The organism is Brachybacterium nesterenkovii, assembly GCF_900163655.1.
Classification (GTDB): domain Bacteria; phylum Actinomycetota; class Actinomycetes; order Actinomycetales; family Dermabacteraceae; genus Brachybacterium; species Brachybacterium nesterenkovii.
Window position 1 is genome coordinate 128,710 of the sequence record NZ_FWFG01000048.1, and the last position, 15,412, is coordinate 144,121.

Annotated in this window: 13 protein-coding genes; 6 read left to right on the top strand and 7 right to left on the bottom strand. The window is 71.3% G+C overall.

Annotation, left to right across the window (positions count from 1 at the left end; genetic code table 11):
• Positions 1-188 precede the first annotated feature (188 nt).
• Positions 189-1,589: an MFS transporter gene (locus tag FM110_RS05285; protein ID WP_087103315.1), complete on the top strand. Its 1,401-nt coding sequence runs from the start codon at positions 189-191 to the stop codon at positions 1,587-1,589.
• A 33-nt stretch (positions 1,590-1,622) separates the two neighbouring features.
• Here FM110_RS05285 and FM110_RS05290 read toward each other — a convergent pair whose 3' ends face one another.
• On the bottom strand, positions 1,623-2,117 hold the full coding sequence (locus FM110_RS05290) for an NUDIX domain-containing protein (protein ID WP_087103317.1): 495 nt from the start codon (positions 2,115-2,117) through the stop codon (positions 1,623-1,625).
• 71 nt (positions 2,118-2,188) lie between these two features.
• Here FM110_RS05290 and FM110_RS05295 point away from each other — a divergent pair, with 71 nt between their 5' ends.
• Positions 2,189-3,589, top strand: coding sequence for an amino acid permease (locus tag FM110_RS05295; protein WP_087103319.1), 1,401 nt, complete (start codon positions 2,189-2,191; stop codon positions 3,587-3,589).
• 198 nt (positions 3,590-3,787) lie between these two features.
• Here FM110_RS05295 and glpK read toward each other — a convergent pair whose 3' ends face one another.
• The 3 genes from glpK to FM110_RS05310 form a co-directional block, all read right to left on the bottom strand.
• Positions 3,788-5,323, bottom strand: coding sequence for a glycerol kinase GlpK (gene glpK, locus FM110_RS05300; RefSeq protein ID WP_087103321.1), 1,536 nt, complete (start codon positions 5,321-5,323; stop codon positions 3,788-3,790).
• A gap of 150 nt (positions 5,324-5,473) precedes the next feature.
• Positions 5,474-6,196 (bottom strand): MIP/aquaporin family protein, encoded by a 723-nt coding sequence (locus tag FM110_RS05305; protein WP_087103361.1) that lies wholly within the window; start codon positions 6,194-6,196, stop codon positions 5,474-5,476.
• Between the two features lie 206 nt (positions 6,197-6,402).
• Positions 6,403-8,151 carry a glycerol-3-phosphate dehydrogenase/oxidase gene (locus FM110_RS05310; RefSeq protein WP_234991922.1) on the bottom strand — a complete coding sequence of 583 codons (1,749 nt, stop codon included), beginning with the start codon at positions 8,149-8,151 and terminating at the stop codon, positions 6,403-6,405.
• A 167-nt stretch (positions 8,152-8,318) separates the two neighbouring features.
• On the opposite strand from FM110_RS05310, the gene FM110_RS05315 reads away from it, so the two are divergent.
• A complete protein-coding gene (locus FM110_RS05315; protein ID WP_234991923.1) occupies positions 8,319-9,284 on the top strand; it encodes a sugar-binding transcriptional regulator in 966 nt (321 codons plus the stop codon).
• 14 nt (positions 9,285-9,298) lie between these two features.
• Here FM110_RS05315 and FM110_RS05320 read toward each other — a convergent pair whose 3' ends face one another.
• Both FM110_RS05320 and fdhD read right to left on the bottom strand, forming a co-directional pair.
• Positions 9,299-10,516, bottom strand: coding sequence for an amidohydrolase (locus FM110_RS05320; protein ID WP_087103326.1), 1,218 nt, complete (start codon positions 10,514-10,516; stop codon positions 9,299-9,301).
• A gap of 73 nt (positions 10,517-10,589) precedes the next feature.
• Positions 10,590-11,462 carry a formate dehydrogenase accessory sulfurtransferase FdhD gene (fdhD, locus tag FM110_RS05325; RefSeq protein ID WP_087103328.1) on the bottom strand — a complete coding sequence of 291 codons (873 nt, stop codon included), beginning with the start codon at positions 11,460-11,462 and terminating at the stop codon, positions 10,590-10,592.
• Positions 11,463-11,698: 236 nt separating this feature from the next.
• On the opposite strand from fdhD, the gene FM110_RS05330 reads away from it, so the two are divergent.
• On the top strand, positions 11,699-12,136 hold the full coding sequence (locus FM110_RS05330) for a dihydrofolate reductase family protein (RefSeq protein ID WP_234991924.1): 438 nt from the start codon (positions 11,699-11,701) through the stop codon (positions 12,134-12,136).
• A gap of 112 nt (positions 12,137-12,248) precedes the next feature.
• A complete protein-coding gene (locus tag FM110_RS05335; RefSeq protein ID WP_087103331.1) occupies positions 12,249-13,526 on the top strand; it encodes a KAP family P-loop NTPase fold protein in 1,278 nt (425 codons plus the stop codon).
• Here the strand turns inward: FM110_RS05335 and FM110_RS05340 are convergent.
• A complete protein-coding gene (locus FM110_RS05340) occupies positions 13,489-14,787 on the bottom strand; it encodes an IS256 family transposase (protein ID WP_087103333.1) in 1,299 nt (432 codons plus the stop codon). The two genes, FM110_RS05335 and FM110_RS05340, sit on opposite strands and share 38 nt — an antisense overlap.
• Positions 14,788-14,988: 201 nt before the next feature.
• Here FM110_RS05340 and FM110_RS05345 point away from each other — a divergent pair.
• Positions 14,989-15,412: hypothetical protein (locus FM110_RS05345; protein WP_143276279.1), on the top strand; the 424-nt coding region annotated here is incomplete at its 3' end.

Genomic DNA, 15,412 nt, shown 5'->3' on the forward strand with positions numbered 1-15,412 from the left:
GGGGCGACGAGGGCCGAGGCTCGACGATCCCGAGGAGAAGGACCGTCGGGCGCAGCGCCGCACGCGAGCCATCGGGACTGAGGTCCCGACCGCCACACCGTAGCGGAGGTCACACCCCAGCGGGGCGGATTCACGAAGAACCGCCGCGCGGGGGCCGAGATACGTGCCATCCACGGCCGGGAGCGGCCATGATCGTTCCCGTGACCTCACTCTCCTCCTCCGCCCGCGTCCCCAGTCGGGCCGACCGCTTGGACGGTCTTCCCTTCACCCGCCGCCACGGACGCATGCTCGGCGCCTCCGGCATCGGGTGGGCGCTCGACGCGATGGACGTCGGGCTCATCTCCTTCGTCATCGCGGCCCTCGGCGTCCACTGGGGCATCACGCGCGAGCAGGGCTCGCTGATCGCGTCGGCCGGGTTCGTCGGCATGGCGCTCGGCGCCGCGCTCGGCGGGCTCCTGGCCGACCGGATCGGCCGCCGCAGCGTGTTCGCCCTCACCCTGCTCGTCTACGGGCTCGCCACCGGCGCCTCGGCGCTCGCGACCGGACTGGCGATGCTCATCGCGCTGCGCTTCGTCGTCGGCCTGGGCCTCGGCGCCGAGCTGCCTGTCGCCTCGACGCTGATGAGCGAGTTCGCGCCCCGACGCATCCGGGGCCGGGTGGTCGTGTGGCTCGAGGCCTTCTGGGCGCTCGGCTGGATCCTCGCCGCGGTGATCGGCCGCTTCGTCGCGGCGGGAGGGCCCGACGGGTGGCGCTGGGCGCTCGCGCTCGGCATGATCCCGGCGATCTGGTCGCTCGTGGTCCGCTGGTCGATGCCCGAGTCCGTGCGCCATCTGGAGCGAACGGGCCGCGACGCGGAGGCCGAGGCCGTGGTCCGCTCCTTCGAGGAGTCCGCCGGGGTTCCGGCGCCGGTCGCGGCGGGCGGAGCCGGCGCAGACACCGATACCGACGCCGATGAGAGCGCCGATGCGGGGCGTCCCGCGCCCGGTCCGTCGAGCGCTGCGCCGACCTCGATCTGGTCCGCGGACTTGCGCGGACGCACCACCGCGCTGTGGCTGGTGTGGTTCGGGATCAACCTGTCCTACTACGGGGCGTTCATCTGGATCCCATCGCTCCTCATCGACCGCGGCTTCGACCTCACCCGCTCCTTCACCTTCACGCTGATCATCACGCTCGCGCAGGTGCCCGGGTACGCCGTCTCCGCATGGCTGATCGAGCGCATCGGGCGACGCTGGACGCTCACGCTGTTCCTCGCGGGCTCGGCGGTCGCGGCCGCCGCCTACGGGCTCGCGGACTCCGAGGCGCAGATCATCGCCGCGGGCTGCGCGCTGTCGTTCGCGAACCTGGGCGCCTGGGGCGCGCTGTACGCGATCGGTCCCGAGCTCTATCCGACGGCCCTGCGCGCGACCGGCACCGGCGCCGCCGCGGGCTTCGGGCGCATCGCCTCGATCATCTCGCCGCTGCTGGTGCCCGTGCTCATGGGAGCGGGCGGGCAGGTGCTCACGTTCGCGGTGCTCGCGGGCGGGTTCGTCCTCGCGGGCGCGGCCGCGTTCACGCTGCCGGAGAAGGCGGGCACCGCGCTCGAGGCGTGAGGGGCAGGGCAGGCCGATCAGCGGGGCGACGCGTCACCCCGCTGTGTGCAGGTCCGCGCCGGCGCACCCCTTCAGGACGGCGAGGGCACCGCGCACCCGCTCCGCGCCCCAGTCGCTGAGCAGGTGCGCCTCCTCGGGGCCGACGAGCCGCCAGTCCGAGAGCTCCTCCGCCTGCAGGACGATCCGCTCGCGCAGCTCGGCCTCGGGGATCACGCCGCCGTCGAAGACGAAGTGCGCGCCCATCGGCGCGCAGCTCGCCGCCCGGGACGGCACCCACATGATGTCCAGGAGCACGCCCACCTCGATGTCGAGGCCCAGCTCCTCGGCGACCTCGCGTCGGGCGCACTCGCGCGGGTCCTCCCCGGGGTCGACGCCGCCGCCGGGCAGCAGCCAGTGGTCGCGGTAGATGGGCTTCTCGATGACGAAGCGCCCGGTCTCATCGCGCAGGATCACCGCGCCCGAGCAGACGACCTTCGGCAGGCCCGCGAAGTAGACGGGATCGGGCAGCAGGGCGCTGGTGTCGGCCATGGATCCATCCTGGCACGGGGCCCGCCGCGGACTGCGCGCACCGCGCTCCGTCGGCCTCGTACCATTCCGGGATGAGCCCCTCCTCCCCCCTCCCCGATGCCGCGACCGCTCCCCCCTCGCGCCTCCGCCGCGGCCTGACGGTCCGGCACATCCAGTTCATGGCGCTGGGCAGCGCGATCGGCACGGGCCTGTTCTACGGATCGTCGGCGGCGATCCAGGCCGCGGGACCCGCCGTGCTGCTCGTCTACATCGTGGCCGGTGCGGCCGTGTTCATGGTGATGCGGGCGATGGGCGAGATGGCCGTGCGCATCCCCGTCCCCGGCGCCTTCAGCGAGTACGCGACCGAGTTCCTGGGGCCGTTCGCCGGCTACGTCACCGGGTGGACGTACGTGTTCGAGATGCTGGTGGTCGCGATCGCGGACGTCACGGCGCTCACGCTGTACATGGGCCTGTGGTTCCCGGACACACCGCGCTGGATCTGGGCGGCGGCCGTGCTGCTGATCATCGCCGCGGTGAACCTGCGGCACGTGAAGGTGTTCGGCGAGCTCGAGTTCTGGTTCACCCTGGTCAAGGTCGCGGCGATCGTCGCGATGATCGTCGGAGGCGTCGCGCTGCTGGCCATCGGCTCGGGCGTCGGCTCGACCGCTCCGGGCCTGTCCCACCTCGTCGATCACGGCGGCTTCGCTCCGAACGGGCCGATGGGCCTGCTGGCCGCGCTCACGCTCGTGGTGTTCGCCTTCGGGGGCGTGGAGACGATCGGCATCACCGCGGGCGAGGCGGAGGACCCCGACCGGGCCGTCCCGAAGGCCGTGAACACGGTCCCGGTGCGGATCCTGCTGTTCTACGTGCTCGCGCTCGGCGTGATCATGTCGCTCGTGCCGTGGACGCAGATCGACGGAGAGGCCAGCCCGTTCGTGCAGATCTTCGAGGCCCTGGGCGTGCCGTACGCGCCGCACATCCTCAACGCCGTCGTGGTGACCGCGGCGATCTCCTCGATCAACGCCGACACCTTCGGCTCGGGCCGCATGCTGTACGCCCTGGCCGAGTCCGGGCAGGCGCCGCGCGTGTTCACCTCGGTGTCCCGCGCGGGCGTGCCGTGGGCCAGCGTCCTGGTGATGATCGCGGCGCTCGTCGTCGGCGTGGTGCTCAACGCCGTGGTGCCCGAGAACGCGTTCGAGATCATCGCCTCGCTCGCGACGTTCGCGACGGTGTGGGTGTGGCTGATGATCCTGCTGTCCCACCTGGCGATGCGCCGGCGCATGGTGCGCGACGGGGTGCGCGCGGACCGCTTCCCGGTGCCGCTGTGGCCGGTGGCGTCGTGGGCGGCGCTCGCGTTCATCATCGCGGTGATCGCCCTGCTGGCCGTGTTCCCCGAGACCCGGATCGCCCTCGTGGTGGGCGTGGTGTGGCTGGTGCTGCTGGGCGCGGTCTACGCGGTGGCGCTCAGGAAGCCCCGCCAGCGCCTGGGCTGAGGCTCCCCGCCGGGCAGCCTGGCTTCCTGCCCCCGACACCGACCCCGTGCCAGAACTGGCAGCCATGCATGCAGACGATGCCCTCACAGGCACCGTGCGCACGTATAGCTACCAGTTCTGCCCCGCGGACCGAATCAGCTCAGCCGACGCAGCCGAGCAGAACAGCCGGGCCGCCTCGGCCGCGCCGAATCAGCCTCCTCAGCCGAACAGCGCCTCGACGTCGTCGTCGTACCAGTCGAAGGTGCGCTCCACGGCCTTCTTCCACACCCGCATGTAGCGCTCGCGCGTCTCGGAGTCCATCGACGGCTCCCAGCGCTTGTCCTCGGCCCAGTTGTCGATCACGTCCTGCTCGCCGTCCCAGTAGCCCACGGCGATGCCGGCGGCGTAGGCGGCGCCGAGCGCGGTGGTCTCGATCACCTGGGGACGCACGACGGGCACGCCCAGCAGGTCCGCCTGGAACTGCATGAGGGTCTCGTTCTTGACCATGCCGCCATCGACCTTGAGCTCGGTGAGCTCGACGCCGGAGTCGGCGTTCATCGCATCCAGCACCTCGCGGGACTGGAAGGCGGTGGACTCGAGCGCCGCGCGGGCGATGTGGTTCTTGGTGATGTACCGGGTCATGCCGACGATCGCGCCGCGCGCGTCGGACTTCCAGTACGGGGCGAACAGGCCCGAGAACGCGGGGACGATGAAGCAGCCGCCGTTGTCGTCGACCTGCGTGGCCAGCTCCTCGATCTGCGGGGCGTCGTCGATCAGGCCCAGGTTGTCGCGCACCCACTGGACGAGGGAGCCGGTCACGGCGACGGAGCCCTCGAGCGCGTAGACCGGCTTGTTGTCGCCGATCTTGTAGGCGACGGTGGTCAGCAGCCCGTTCTCGGAGCGCACCGCCTCCTCGCCGGTGTTGATGAGCATGAAGTTGCCGGTGCCGTAGGTGTTCTTGGCCTGGCCCACCTCGAAGCAGGCCTGGCCGAAGGTCGCGGCCTGCTGGTCGCCGAGGATGCCGGCGATCGGGGTGTCGATGAGCAGGCCCTTCTTGCGGCCCACCCCGTAGACCTCGGAGGAGGACCGGATCTCCGGGAGCATCGACAGCGGGATGCCCATGTCGGCGGCGATGTCGGCGTTCCAGTCGAGGGTGTCGATGTTCATGAGCATCGTGCGGGAGGCGTTGGTGACGTCGGTGACGTGGATGCCGCCCTTGACGCCGCCAGTCATGTTCCACACGAGCCAGGCGTCGGTGTTGCCGAACAGCAGGTCGCCCTTCTCGGCCTTCTCACGCGCGCCCTCGACGTTGTCGAGGATCCACGCCACCTTCGGACCGGAGAAGTAGGTCGCGAGCGGCAGGCCCACGCGCTCCTTGTACCGGTCGGCGCCCTCGTCGCCCGCGAGCTCGTCGCAGATGCGCTGGGTGCGAGTGTCCTGCCAGACGATCGCGTTGTACACGGGCTTGCCGGTGGTGCGGTCCCACACGACGGCGGTCTCGCGCTGGTTGGTGATGCCGACCGCGGCGAGCTGGTGGCGGTTGATCTCGGCCTCGACGAGGGCGTCGCCGACCACCGCACGGGTGTTCTTCCAGATCTCCAGCGGGTCGTGCTCGACCCAGCCGGCCCGGGGGAAGATCTGCTCGTGCTCGCGCTGGCCGGTGGCGACGATCTGCCCGGCGTGGTCGAAGACGATGGCGCGGGTGGACGTGGTGCCCTGGTCGATCGCGAGGATGTACTTCGGCTCTTCGTTCATCGGAACTCCTTCGTTGCGGTGGTGGTGACGCGGCCGTCGTGGCCGGTGGCGCGGCTCCGGGGGCGGAGAGCGCGGGGCGGATGTGCGAGTTCTCCGGGGGCGGGTGTGCGAGCGGGCCGTGCGCGCTCGGCGCACGTCCCGCTGCGCGGATCAGATGTACAGGCTCGCGGCGACGCCGGCGATGACGCCGCCGAGGATCGGGCCGACGATCGGGACCCACGCGTAGCCCCAGTCGGAGCCGCCCTTGTTCGGGATCGGCAGGATCGCGTGGATGATGCGGGGGCCGAGGTCACGGGCGGGGTTGATCGCGTAGCCGGTGGGGCCGCCGAGGCAGATGCCGATGACGACGACGAGCAGCGCGACCGCGAGCGGGCCCAGGCCCGAGGGGGTCTGGCCGAACACCAGCACGATGAAGACGAGCACGAAGGTCGCGATCGTCTCCGTGATGAGGTTCCACAGCGGGTTGCGGATCTCCGGCCCGGTCGAGAACACGCCCAGGATCTTGCCCGGGTCGGTCTCGGCGTCGAAGTGGTTCTTGTAGACCATCCAGCAGAGGAAGGCGCCGATCATCGCGCCGATCAGCTGCGCCACGAGGTAGGCCGCGGTGTTGGCGACGTTCACGGCGATGCCGGGGGCGAACTCGCTCGCGCCGTGGGCGATTATGCCGAGCGTGACGGCCGGGTTGAGGTGGCCGCCGGTCTTGTAGGCGGTGTAGACGCCGGCGAAGACCGCGAGGCCCCAGCCGAAGTTCACCATCAGCCAGCCGCCCCCGAAGCCCTTGGTCCTCGCGAGGATGTTGTTGGCGACGGACCCGCCGCCGAGCAGCAGCAGGATCGCCGTGCCGACGATCTCGTGCAGGAGGATCGTTCCGATCATCTGTCGTCTCCTTGGGGTAGGGCCGCGTCGTCGCGGTCCCGGGATGCCCGGTCGCTGCCGGGAGCCGACCGGCGTCGGTGCCGGTGCGGCGGGGGCGGGCGCTGCACCCGCCCCCGGGGGACGCGGACCGGGATCGCATCCCGGGCCGCGAAGACGTCCGGCGCGCGCCGGACGGGTCCATCATGCCCGTCGGGGGGTCTCCATCATGCCCGTCGGGGCACCTCCGGCGCATCCGCGAGGGCCGCGGCGGCGCTCGCGTCGTCGCGCGCCTGCTCACCGGCTAGGCGCGCGGCGATATGGGCCCGGTAGGTCTCGGCCTCGAGGGCCTCGCGCTCGGCGTCCCAGCCGAGCTCGGGGGCCATGAGGGCGGCGACCTCCGCGGCCGCGCCGGCGCCGCGGTCGGCGACCTCGTAATCGGAGCGGGTGCGGCGCATGAGGACGTCGGCGACGTGGCGGGCGCCCTCGGCGCGCACCGCGTAGACGACCTCGGCGCGCAGGTAGCGCTCATCGCCCTCGAGGGGCTCACCCAGCGAGGGATCGGTGTCGATGAGCGCCATGACCTCGGGCAGCAGGGCGCCGTAGCGGCCCAGCAGGCGGTCCACGCGCACGAGATCGTACTCGCGGATGCGGGCGATCTCGCTTCGCTGCGCCGTGAGCTCGCGGTACCCCTGGGCGCCGACGATCGGCAGGGAGGCGGTGAGGCTGGGGCGGTCGGGGAAGGAGTCGCGGATCGCGTGGTCGACGACATCCTCGGCCATCACGCGGTACGTGGTGAGCTTGCCGCCGGCGACCGCGGTGAGCCCCGGCTCGATGGTCATGACCGTATGCTCGCGGGAGACCTTGGTGGACGCACTCGCGGCCTTCTCGCCCTTGCTGACGGGCTGCAGGAGCGGCCGCAGACCGGCGTAGACGCCGATGACATCCTCCCGGGTGAGGTCGCTGGCGAGGATCTCGTTGGCATGATCGAGCACGTACTCGATGTCGGCGGCGGTCGCGGCGGGGTGCGCGACATCCTCGGTCCACGGCGTGTCGGTGGTGCCGATGATCCAGTACTCGTCGCTCGGGATGAGGAACAGCACTGACTTCTCGGTCTGCGTGATGATGCCGGTCGCGGCCTTGGCCGGGATGCGGTCCTTAGGCACCGTGATGTGGATGCCCTTGGAGGCGAGCACCCGCAGTCCGGTCTCGGCCTCGGCGATCTCCTGCTGCTCCTGGGTCCAGACGCCGGTGGCGAGGATGATCTCGCGCGCGTGGATCACGAACTCGTGGCCGGTCTCCTCGTCGCGCGCCTTCACGCCGATCACGCGGCCGTCCTCGCGGACGTAGTCGATGACGCGGGTGTAGGTGGCGATCGCGGCGTCGTGGAGGGCGGCGGAGCGGGCGAGCATCATGACCAGACGGGCGTCGTCGACCTGGGCGTCGTGGTACTCGACGGCGCCGGCGAGCTTCGAGCCGTCGAGGGCGGGGAAGACCGTCATCAGCTTGTCGTGCAGCAGGTGGCGGTGCAGCGGGACGGCGCGGCGGCGGCCGAGCGACTGCAGCGTGTCGTAGAGGGCCACGCCGGAGCCGATGAAGACCCGGTCGATGACCTTGCGCGCGAACGGGAAGACGAAGGAGACGGGGCGGACCAGGTGCGGCGCGGTGCGCGTGAGCAGCAGGTCGCGCTCGCGCAGCGCCTCGGCGACGAGCGTGAAGTCCAGCATCTGGAGGTAGCGGAGGCCGCCGTGAATGAGCTTCGAGGACCGCGAGGAGGTGCCCGAGGCGAGGTCGCCCGCCTCGACGAGCCCCACGTCGAGGCCGCGGGAGGCGGCGTCGAAGGCCGCTCCGGCACCGGTCGCGCCACCGCCGATGACGAGGACGTCGAGGGGGTACTCGAGCGTCGCGGACTCGAGGCGGGCGAGGTGCTCCTCGCGGGAGGCGGGGCTGAGGTTCGCGCGGGCGACGATCGGCACGGGGTGCTCCTTCACAGGTGGGGGCGTCGTCGACCGGGACCGCAGGGCGTGGTCCCGCAGGGCCGGGACCTGACCCGGGACGAAGGTCCCCGTCGACGTCGGCCCCATCGTGACCCGATGTGCGCGTTGACGCAAGGTGGCTGCACGAACGTGCAACACTGGCCGTCATGGGCACGGACGCTCGGCAACACGCCGCCTTCGCAGCTGCACGGATGTACTACGACGAGGCGCTGACGATGGAGGCGATCGCCGCCGCCCTCGGCGTCTCCCGCTCCACCGTCTCGCGTCTCCTGCGCGACGCGCGGGCCGACGGCCTCGTGCGGATCTCCCTGCACCCCCCGGGCGCGCACCGGGCAGAGAAGCTGCGCGAGCGCCTCGAGCGGCGCTTCGATGTCCGGGCGCGCGTGGTCCCGGCCGACAACGGCGGCAGAGACAGCGATATCGACCGCCTCGGGGCGGTGGCCGAAGCGGCCGCCGAGGAGCTCGCAGGGATGCTCCGCCCCGATATGAGCGTGGGCCTGGCCTGGGGCACGACGATCGCGGCCGTCGTCTCCCGCCTCCGCCCCCGCCCCACTCCGGGGCTGCGGCTCGTCCAGCTCAACGGCGCCATCTCGCTCGAGGGCACCGGCCTGGCGTACGTCTCCACCGTGCTCGCGCGGGCCGCGGAGGTGTGGGACGCCTCCGTCATGCAGTTCCCCGTCCCCGCCTTCTTCGACGTCGCCTCCACGCGCGAGGCGATGCTGCGCGAGCGCTCGGTGCAGCGGGTCCTGGAGGCCCAGCGCCAGTGCACGCTGGCGGTGTTCGGCGTGGGCGCCTTCGACGCGGAGGTCCCCAGCCAGGTGCAGACCGGCGGCTACCTCACCGAGGCGGACCGCACGGCGCTGCTGGCCGACGGGGCGGTCGGGGACGTGTGCACCGTCTTCCTGCGCGCCGACGGCAGCTGGGACGGGATCGACATGAACGGGCGCGGCTCGGGCCCGGATCCCGCCCGTCTGCAGCGGATCCCGCGCCGCCTGCTCATCGCCGCCGGCACGCGCAAGGCGGTGCCCCTGCGCGCGGCGCTCCTGGCGGGGACGGCCACCGATCTGGTCGTCGACGAGGTCACTGCCGCGGGCGCGCTCGGGCTGGATTGACGCGCGGACCGCGGTCAGCTCCCCATGTACGCGAGCGCCGCCGCGACCAGCGCCGTGGTGCCCGCGCTGAGCGTGGGCTGCATGACGGGCGTGTAGTTCAGCGCATGGTTGGCCGGGATGTCCTGGGCGACCGTGCCGCGCTCGACCGCCCGGTCGTAGGCCTCCGGGTCGAAGCCGCCGAGCACCCAGGACGTGTACGGGGTGCCGAAGGCGTCCGGGATGCAGGAGAAGTCCTCCGAGCCGGTGGTGGGCTCGGCCTCCTCCATGCTCTCCTCCCCGAGGGCCGCGGTGAGCGCCCCCGTGACGGTCGCGGTGACCTCGGGGTCGTTCGACGTCAGCGGGAACGCGTCGTACAGCTCGATGTCCGCGGGCGTCTCGATGCCGGCGGCGGCGCACTCGCCGTCGACGATGCGGCGGATCGCCGCGAGCACGTGCTCGCGCACCGCGGGGTCGTAGGTGCGCACGTTCAGCAGCAGCTCGGCGGTCGCGGGGATGATGTTCGACTTCGTGCCCGCGTTCAGGGCGCCGACGGTGACGACGCCGAAGGTGCCGGGCCTGAGCTCGCGGGCCACGATCGTCTGCAGGCGCAGCACGATCGCGCTGGCGACGACCACGGGGTCCTGCGCGGAGTGGGGCATCGAGCCGTGGGCGCCGCGCCCGTGGATCGTCACCCGCAGCGAGTCGCCCTGGCACAGCAGCGGCCCGGCGAGGGTGCCGATGCGGCCGGCGGCCCCGGGCATCACGTGCTGGGCCAGCGCGACGTCGGGCCGCGGGATCCGGTCGACGAGGCCGTCGGCGACCATCGCCCGGGCGCCCTGGGCGGTCTCCTCGGCGGGCTGGAACAGGGCGATGAAGGTGCCGTGCCAGGCGTCGCGGTGGGCGGTGAGGACGCGGACCGCGCCCAGCAGCGTGGAGATGTGCACGTCGTGGCCGCAGGCGTGCATGCGCCCGGGCTCCTCGGAGGCATAGGGCAGGCCGGAGGCCTCGGTGACGGGCAGGCCGTCGATGTCGGCCCGCTCGAGGACGGTGGGCCCGTCGCCGTTCTCGATGACCGCGACCACGCCGGTGCCGCCGATCCGCTCGGTAGTCAGGCCCAGCTCCCGCAGCTCGGTCTCGATGCGCTCGGCCGTCGCATGCTCCTGCAGCGACAGCTCGGGGTGGCGGTGGAGGTCCTGGTAGAGGGCCTCCTGCCAGGTACGGAGGTCGGCGACGGCGGCGTGCAGATCGATCATCGGGTGCTGCTGGTGGTGTCGGCGGGCAGGGTGCGGGCGATCGGGGCCATGTCGCGACGGCTATCGGCGGCGGTCAGCCCTCCACCGCGGACAGGTCCAGGCGCTCGGGCGAGGTGTACACGTTCATCCGGCCGTCGCCGTCGGCCTGACCGCGCAGGAAGCCGATGAGGGTCATGCCGACGGTCTCGGCGGTCTCGACGGCCAGCGAGCTGGCCGCGGAGACGCACACCAGCATCGGGATCCCGGCCATGTACGCCTTCTGGGCAATCTCGAAGGACGCGCGGGAGGAGACGAGGAGGAAGCAGTCGGCGGCGGGCAGGAGGTCCTGCTGCAGCGCCCAGCCGATCACCTTGTCGACCGCGTTGTGGCGCCCGACGTCCTCGCGCTGGACGAGGATCTCGCCGTCGCGCCGCACGAGCGCGGCGCCGTGGATGCCGCCCGTGCGCTGGAACACGGCCTGACCCTCGTCGAAGCGCTGCTGCACGTCGAAGAGCCCCTGCGGGGCGATCGTCCAGTCGGCGTCGAGGGTGTAGCGCCCCTTGGTGCGCACCGCGTCGATGCTCGCGGTCCCGCACACCCCGCAGGCGGAGCTGGTGACGAAGGTGCGGGCGACGATCGGAGCGATCGGCAGGGTGCGGGTGGCCACATCCATGACGTTGTACGTGTTCTCGGGCAGGCCCTCCTCCCCCGTGACGACGGCGCCGTCGCAGTAGCGGGCCTCGCAGACGTCCTCGCGGGAGGCGATGAGGCCCTCGGCGTGGAGGAGGCCGTGGACCAGCTCGACATCGTGGCCGGGGGTGCGCATCGTCATCGACAGCGCCTGCCCGTTGACGCGGATGTCCAGGGGCTCCTCGACGGCCACGTGATCGCCCTTGCGGCCCGAGAACAGGCGCCCGTCCCGGACCCGCACCGTCGTGATGCGTCGCGCATCGGTCACTCGTCCCATGGGGAGAGGGTAGTCGTCCGGGCTCGCCCTGTCCTGAGCCGGAGCGCGGCCCATCAGCCTGCCCCGGACTCCAGGAGGAGCCATGACCGAGACCCGACCGATCATCGTGACCGAGATGCTGACGCTCGACGGCGTCATGGAGGCTCCCGGCGGCGGCGACCACCCCCCGCGCCGGCTGGACCTTCCAGGAGGTCGAGTTCGTGCCCGAGGCCTACGAGCTCTAGGGCCGCGAGCAGATGGAGTCCACCGCCCTGCTGCTGGGTCGGCGCACCTTCGAGGAGTTCGCGCCCGTGTGGCCGTCGATGGACGACCAGTTCGCGCACTACAACGCCCTGCCCAAGTACGTCGTCTCGACTACGCTCAGCGACGCCGAGGTCGCGGTGAACCCATGGGGCGACTGCCATCGCCTCGCATCGATCGACGCGGTGCGGGCGCTGACGGAGACCGAGGGAGGGCCGATCATCGTCCACGGCTCGGGCGAGCTGGCCCGGTCCCTCGCCGAGGCCGGTCTCGTCGACCGCTACCACCTGCTGACGTTCCCCGTCGTGCTCGGGGCGGGCGAGCGCCTGTTCCCCGCCGAGGGCCCGGGCCTGCCGCCGCTGCGCGTCCTCGAGGACCGCGTCTTCTCCAACGGGGTGCGCGCGACGGTGTTCGGGGTCGTCCGGGAAGGCTGACCGGCGCCGTCCGGACGGGGAGGACGCCCCGCTCGGTGCCTACGGTGGTCGGAGCGCCCGTTCCCGTCGCGGGGACGGGCGGCCGACCGGCCCGACCACCGAGAGGACCCCCATGCCGCCCCGCCCCGAGCTCCGCGCAGGCCTGAACGATCTCCCCGCGACCGAGGACCAGCTCGGCATCGGGCACTACATGAGCGGGCTCTCGGAGTTCCTCACCCAGTGCCAGACTCCGATGACGGTGGCCGTCCAGGGCGACTGGGGCACCGGCAAGACGAGTGCGATGAAGATCGTCGGCGAGCGGCTCGCCGCGCAGGATCCCGACAAGAGGCCGGAGATCATCTGGTTCAACACCTGGCAGTACGCCCAGCTCGGCGCCGGGACCCAGACCGCGGGGGCGCTGCTGTGGGAGATCTGCCGCAAGGTCGCGCAGGTGGAGTCCGCGCAGACCGTGCAGGCCCGGGAGAAGCGGCGCCGCTTCATCACGCAGGCGCAGCAGTTCCTCGTCGCCGCCTCGGTCGGCGCCGCGAAGGGGGCGACCCGCCTCGCGGGCTACGGCGCCGTGGTCGATCTCGTCGAGAACGGGAAGGACCTCTGGGACGGGCTCGAGCAGACCGACGGCGGTCTCGAGAACCCCGCGGCCGACGTCACCCTGCTGGCCGAGCTGTGCGAGAGCTTCGCCTCCGCGATCAGGGACACGGGCAGGCGCTTCGTGATTTTCGTCGACGACCTCGACCGGCTCGAGCCCGCCCGCGCCGTGGAGGTGATGGAGGCCATCAAGGTGCTGCTCGACGTCGAGAACTGCATCTTCGTCCTCGCGATCGACTTCAAGATCGTGAAGCTGGGGGTGCGGGAGAAGTACGGCGACGACATCACCGACGAGCGCGCCCAGTCGTTCTTCGACAAGATCATCCAGATCCCGTTCAACCTCCCGACCGGCTCGTACGACACCCTCGCCTACCTCCAGCGGCTCACGGGGATCCCGGACTCGCCGGACGGCGCGCTGCGGGTCGATCTCGCGCTCTCCTCCGTCGGCAGCAACCCCCGCTCCATCAAGCCCCTGTTCAACACCCTGCAGCTGCTCTCCCTGATCCAGCTCCAGAACAAGGACGCGCAGCTCGACGAGCGGCGAGAGACCCAGCTGTTCGCGATGCTCTGCATGCAGACCCGCTACGCCTCCGTGTACAAGGCCTTCGCCCGGGCCGCCTCGTCACTGGACGACGAGGCCGCAGACCGCCAATCCGAGGTTCTCGAAGGAATGCTCAGGGTGCCCCAGCGCATCACTCCAGAGACCGAGCGAGCGCGGTCAAGTCCCTGGAAGTGGTGTAGCGGTCGGATCCTTCGGTTTCGGTGTTTCAGGCGGTCAGGGCTGGGGTTGTGTGGCCGGGGGTAGTCACCTCTTTGGTATCGGTCGGGGTGGCGACGAGGTGGAGCTGGGAGCGGCGGAGGACGTCGAGGCCGAGATAGCGGCGTCCTTCGAGCCATTCATCGGTCTGCTCGGCCAGGACCGCGCCGACGAGGCGGGTGATCGCGCCGCGGGTCGGGAAGATCGAGACGGCGTCGGTGCGGCGGCGGATCTCGCGGTTGAGTCGCTCTTGGGGATTGTTCGACCAGATCTGGCGCCAGATCTCCTTGGGGAACGCGGTGAACGCCAGCAGGACTTCTCTCGCGGCGGCGAGGTGGTCAGCGACCTCGGGCAGACGCTCGCTGGTCTGTCCCAGCAGCCGGTCGAACTGCGCGTCGACCGCTTGTGCGTCGGGCTGGTCATAGACGCTGTGCAGCATCGCCTTCACCGCCGGCCACATGGTCTTGGGCGTCACGGCCAGGAGGTTCGCGGCGTAGTGGGTGCGGCATCGCTGCCAGGCCGTGCCGGGCAGGTTCGCCGCGATCGCCTCGACCAAGCCCCGGTGAGCATCGGAGGTCACCAGGCGCACCCCGGTCAGGCCGCGGGCGACGAGGTCGGCGAAGAACGTGTTCCACGCTGCTTCGGTCTCGCTGGTCGCGACCTGCATCCCGAGGCACTCGCGGTGCCCATCGTTGTTCACCCCGGTCGCGACCAGCACGACCGCGTTTATCACGCGTCCGCCCTCACGGACCTTCATCGTCAATGCGTCCGCAGCGACGAACGTGAACGGTCCGGCCTCGCCCAGCGGGCGGTGACGGAAGGTCTTGACCTGCTCATCGAGCTCGCTGGCCATCCGGGAGACCTGGGAGCGGGACAGGCCATCGATACCGAGGGTCTTGACGAGCTGGGGCCCCGGATGCGATGTGCGCGAAGCGTGCATCCGGGGAGCCATGCGGCGGGTGGAGACGCCGGCGAGGTAGCAGTCGGCGACCACGGTGATCAAAGCGGCTTCGGCGCGCTTGCGCCGCTCCAGCAGCCAGTGCGGGAAGTAGGTGCCGGTGCGGAGTTTGGGCACGGCCACGTCGAGCGTGCCGACGCGGGTATCGAGCTCGCGGTGACGGTAGCCGTTGCGCTGGGCCGTCCGGGTCTCGCTGGGCCGGCCGTATTCCGCGCCGGCGACGAGGTCGGCGTCCGCGGACAGCAGCATGTTGATCGTGTTCTGCAGCAGATCACGCATCAGATCCGGCGACGCCTCGCCGAGAGCGTGACTGAGAAGGCCGTGAGGGTCGACAATGTGAGGAGCGGTCATCGTGATGACTCCGTTCGAGTGAGAAGTAGAGAGCTTTCTCGAAGGATCACACGGTGGCCGCGTCCCTGTCCGGGACGACGGGCCACCGCGCTACACCACTATCGGGGACTCAACTGCGAGCCGCTTCCCGACGCAGGCACCACCGAAGCAGCCGCTGTCCGCTACACGCAGTTCCCGGAGGTGCCAGCCGAGGACGTCGACATGCTCGAGGACTTCCTCAAGCACCTGCGCACCGCGTTCTCCACCCCTGGCGGGAAGCTCGACACGGGTGCGCTGCTCTCCGCCGTCACCAGCTCGGCAGTCACCGCCCGCGACGGGACGCGAAAGATCGCGGAGTCCAGCCGGACTGAACGCGATCGCGAGAGTCGCTTCGCCGCGCTCAGGGAAGGCGGGGTCCGGCCCGATCTGATCGAGCTGGTCGGGTATCTCGAGGACCAGGCCGAGCAGCTGGGCCTGAGCTTCGGAATGCAGAGGAAGACGACCGAGTGGACGGGTTATGAACCCCGCCTTCGGGCGCCCGGTGCCCGGCGCGATCCCCGTCATTACCGGCTCTTCACAGATGAGGGTGTCGCTGTGGTGCGACCTGGGGCGGCGCGTCGGTGTCGGGGTGAGGGTCGAGGTCTTC

Coding starts and splice junctions, on each gene's coding strand:
- FM110_RS05315 (WP_234991923.1), top strand. CDS start 8,319: ATGGGCACGGACGCTCGGCAACACGCCGCCTTCGCAGCTGCACGGATG.
- FM110_RS05295 (WP_087103319.1), top strand. CDS start 2,189: ATGAGCCCCTCCTCCCCCCTCCCCGATGCCGCGACCGCTCCCCCCTCG.
- FM110_RS05335 (WP_087103331.1), top strand. CDS start 12,249: ATGCCGCCCCGCCCCGAGCTCCGCGCAGGCCTGAACGATCTCCCCGCG.
- FM110_RS05285 (WP_087103315.1), top strand. CDS start 189: ATGATCGTTCCCGTGACCTCACTCTCCTCCTCCGCCCGCGTCCCCAGT.
- FM110_RS05340 (WP_087103333.1), bottom strand. CDS start 14,787: ATGACCGCTCCTCACATTGTCGACCCTCACGGCCTTCTCAGTCACGCT.
- glpK (WP_087103321.1), bottom strand. CDS start 5,323: ATGAACGAAGAGCCGAAGTACATCCTCGCGATCGACCAGGGCACCACG.
- FM110_RS05290 (WP_087103317.1), bottom strand. CDS start 2,117: ATGGCCGACACCAGCGCCCTGCTGCCCGATCCCGTCTACTTCGCGGGC.
- fdhD (WP_087103328.1), bottom strand. CDS start 11,462: ATGGGACGAGTGACCGATGCGCGACGCATCACGACGGTGCGGGTCCGG.
- FM110_RS05330 (WP_234991924.1), top strand. CDS start 11,699: ATGGAGTCCACCGCCCTGCTGCTGGGTCGGCGCACCTTCGAGGAGTTC.
- FM110_RS05320 (WP_087103326.1), bottom strand. CDS start 10,516: ATGATCGATCTGCACGCCGCCGTCGCCGACCTCCGTACCTGGCAGGAG.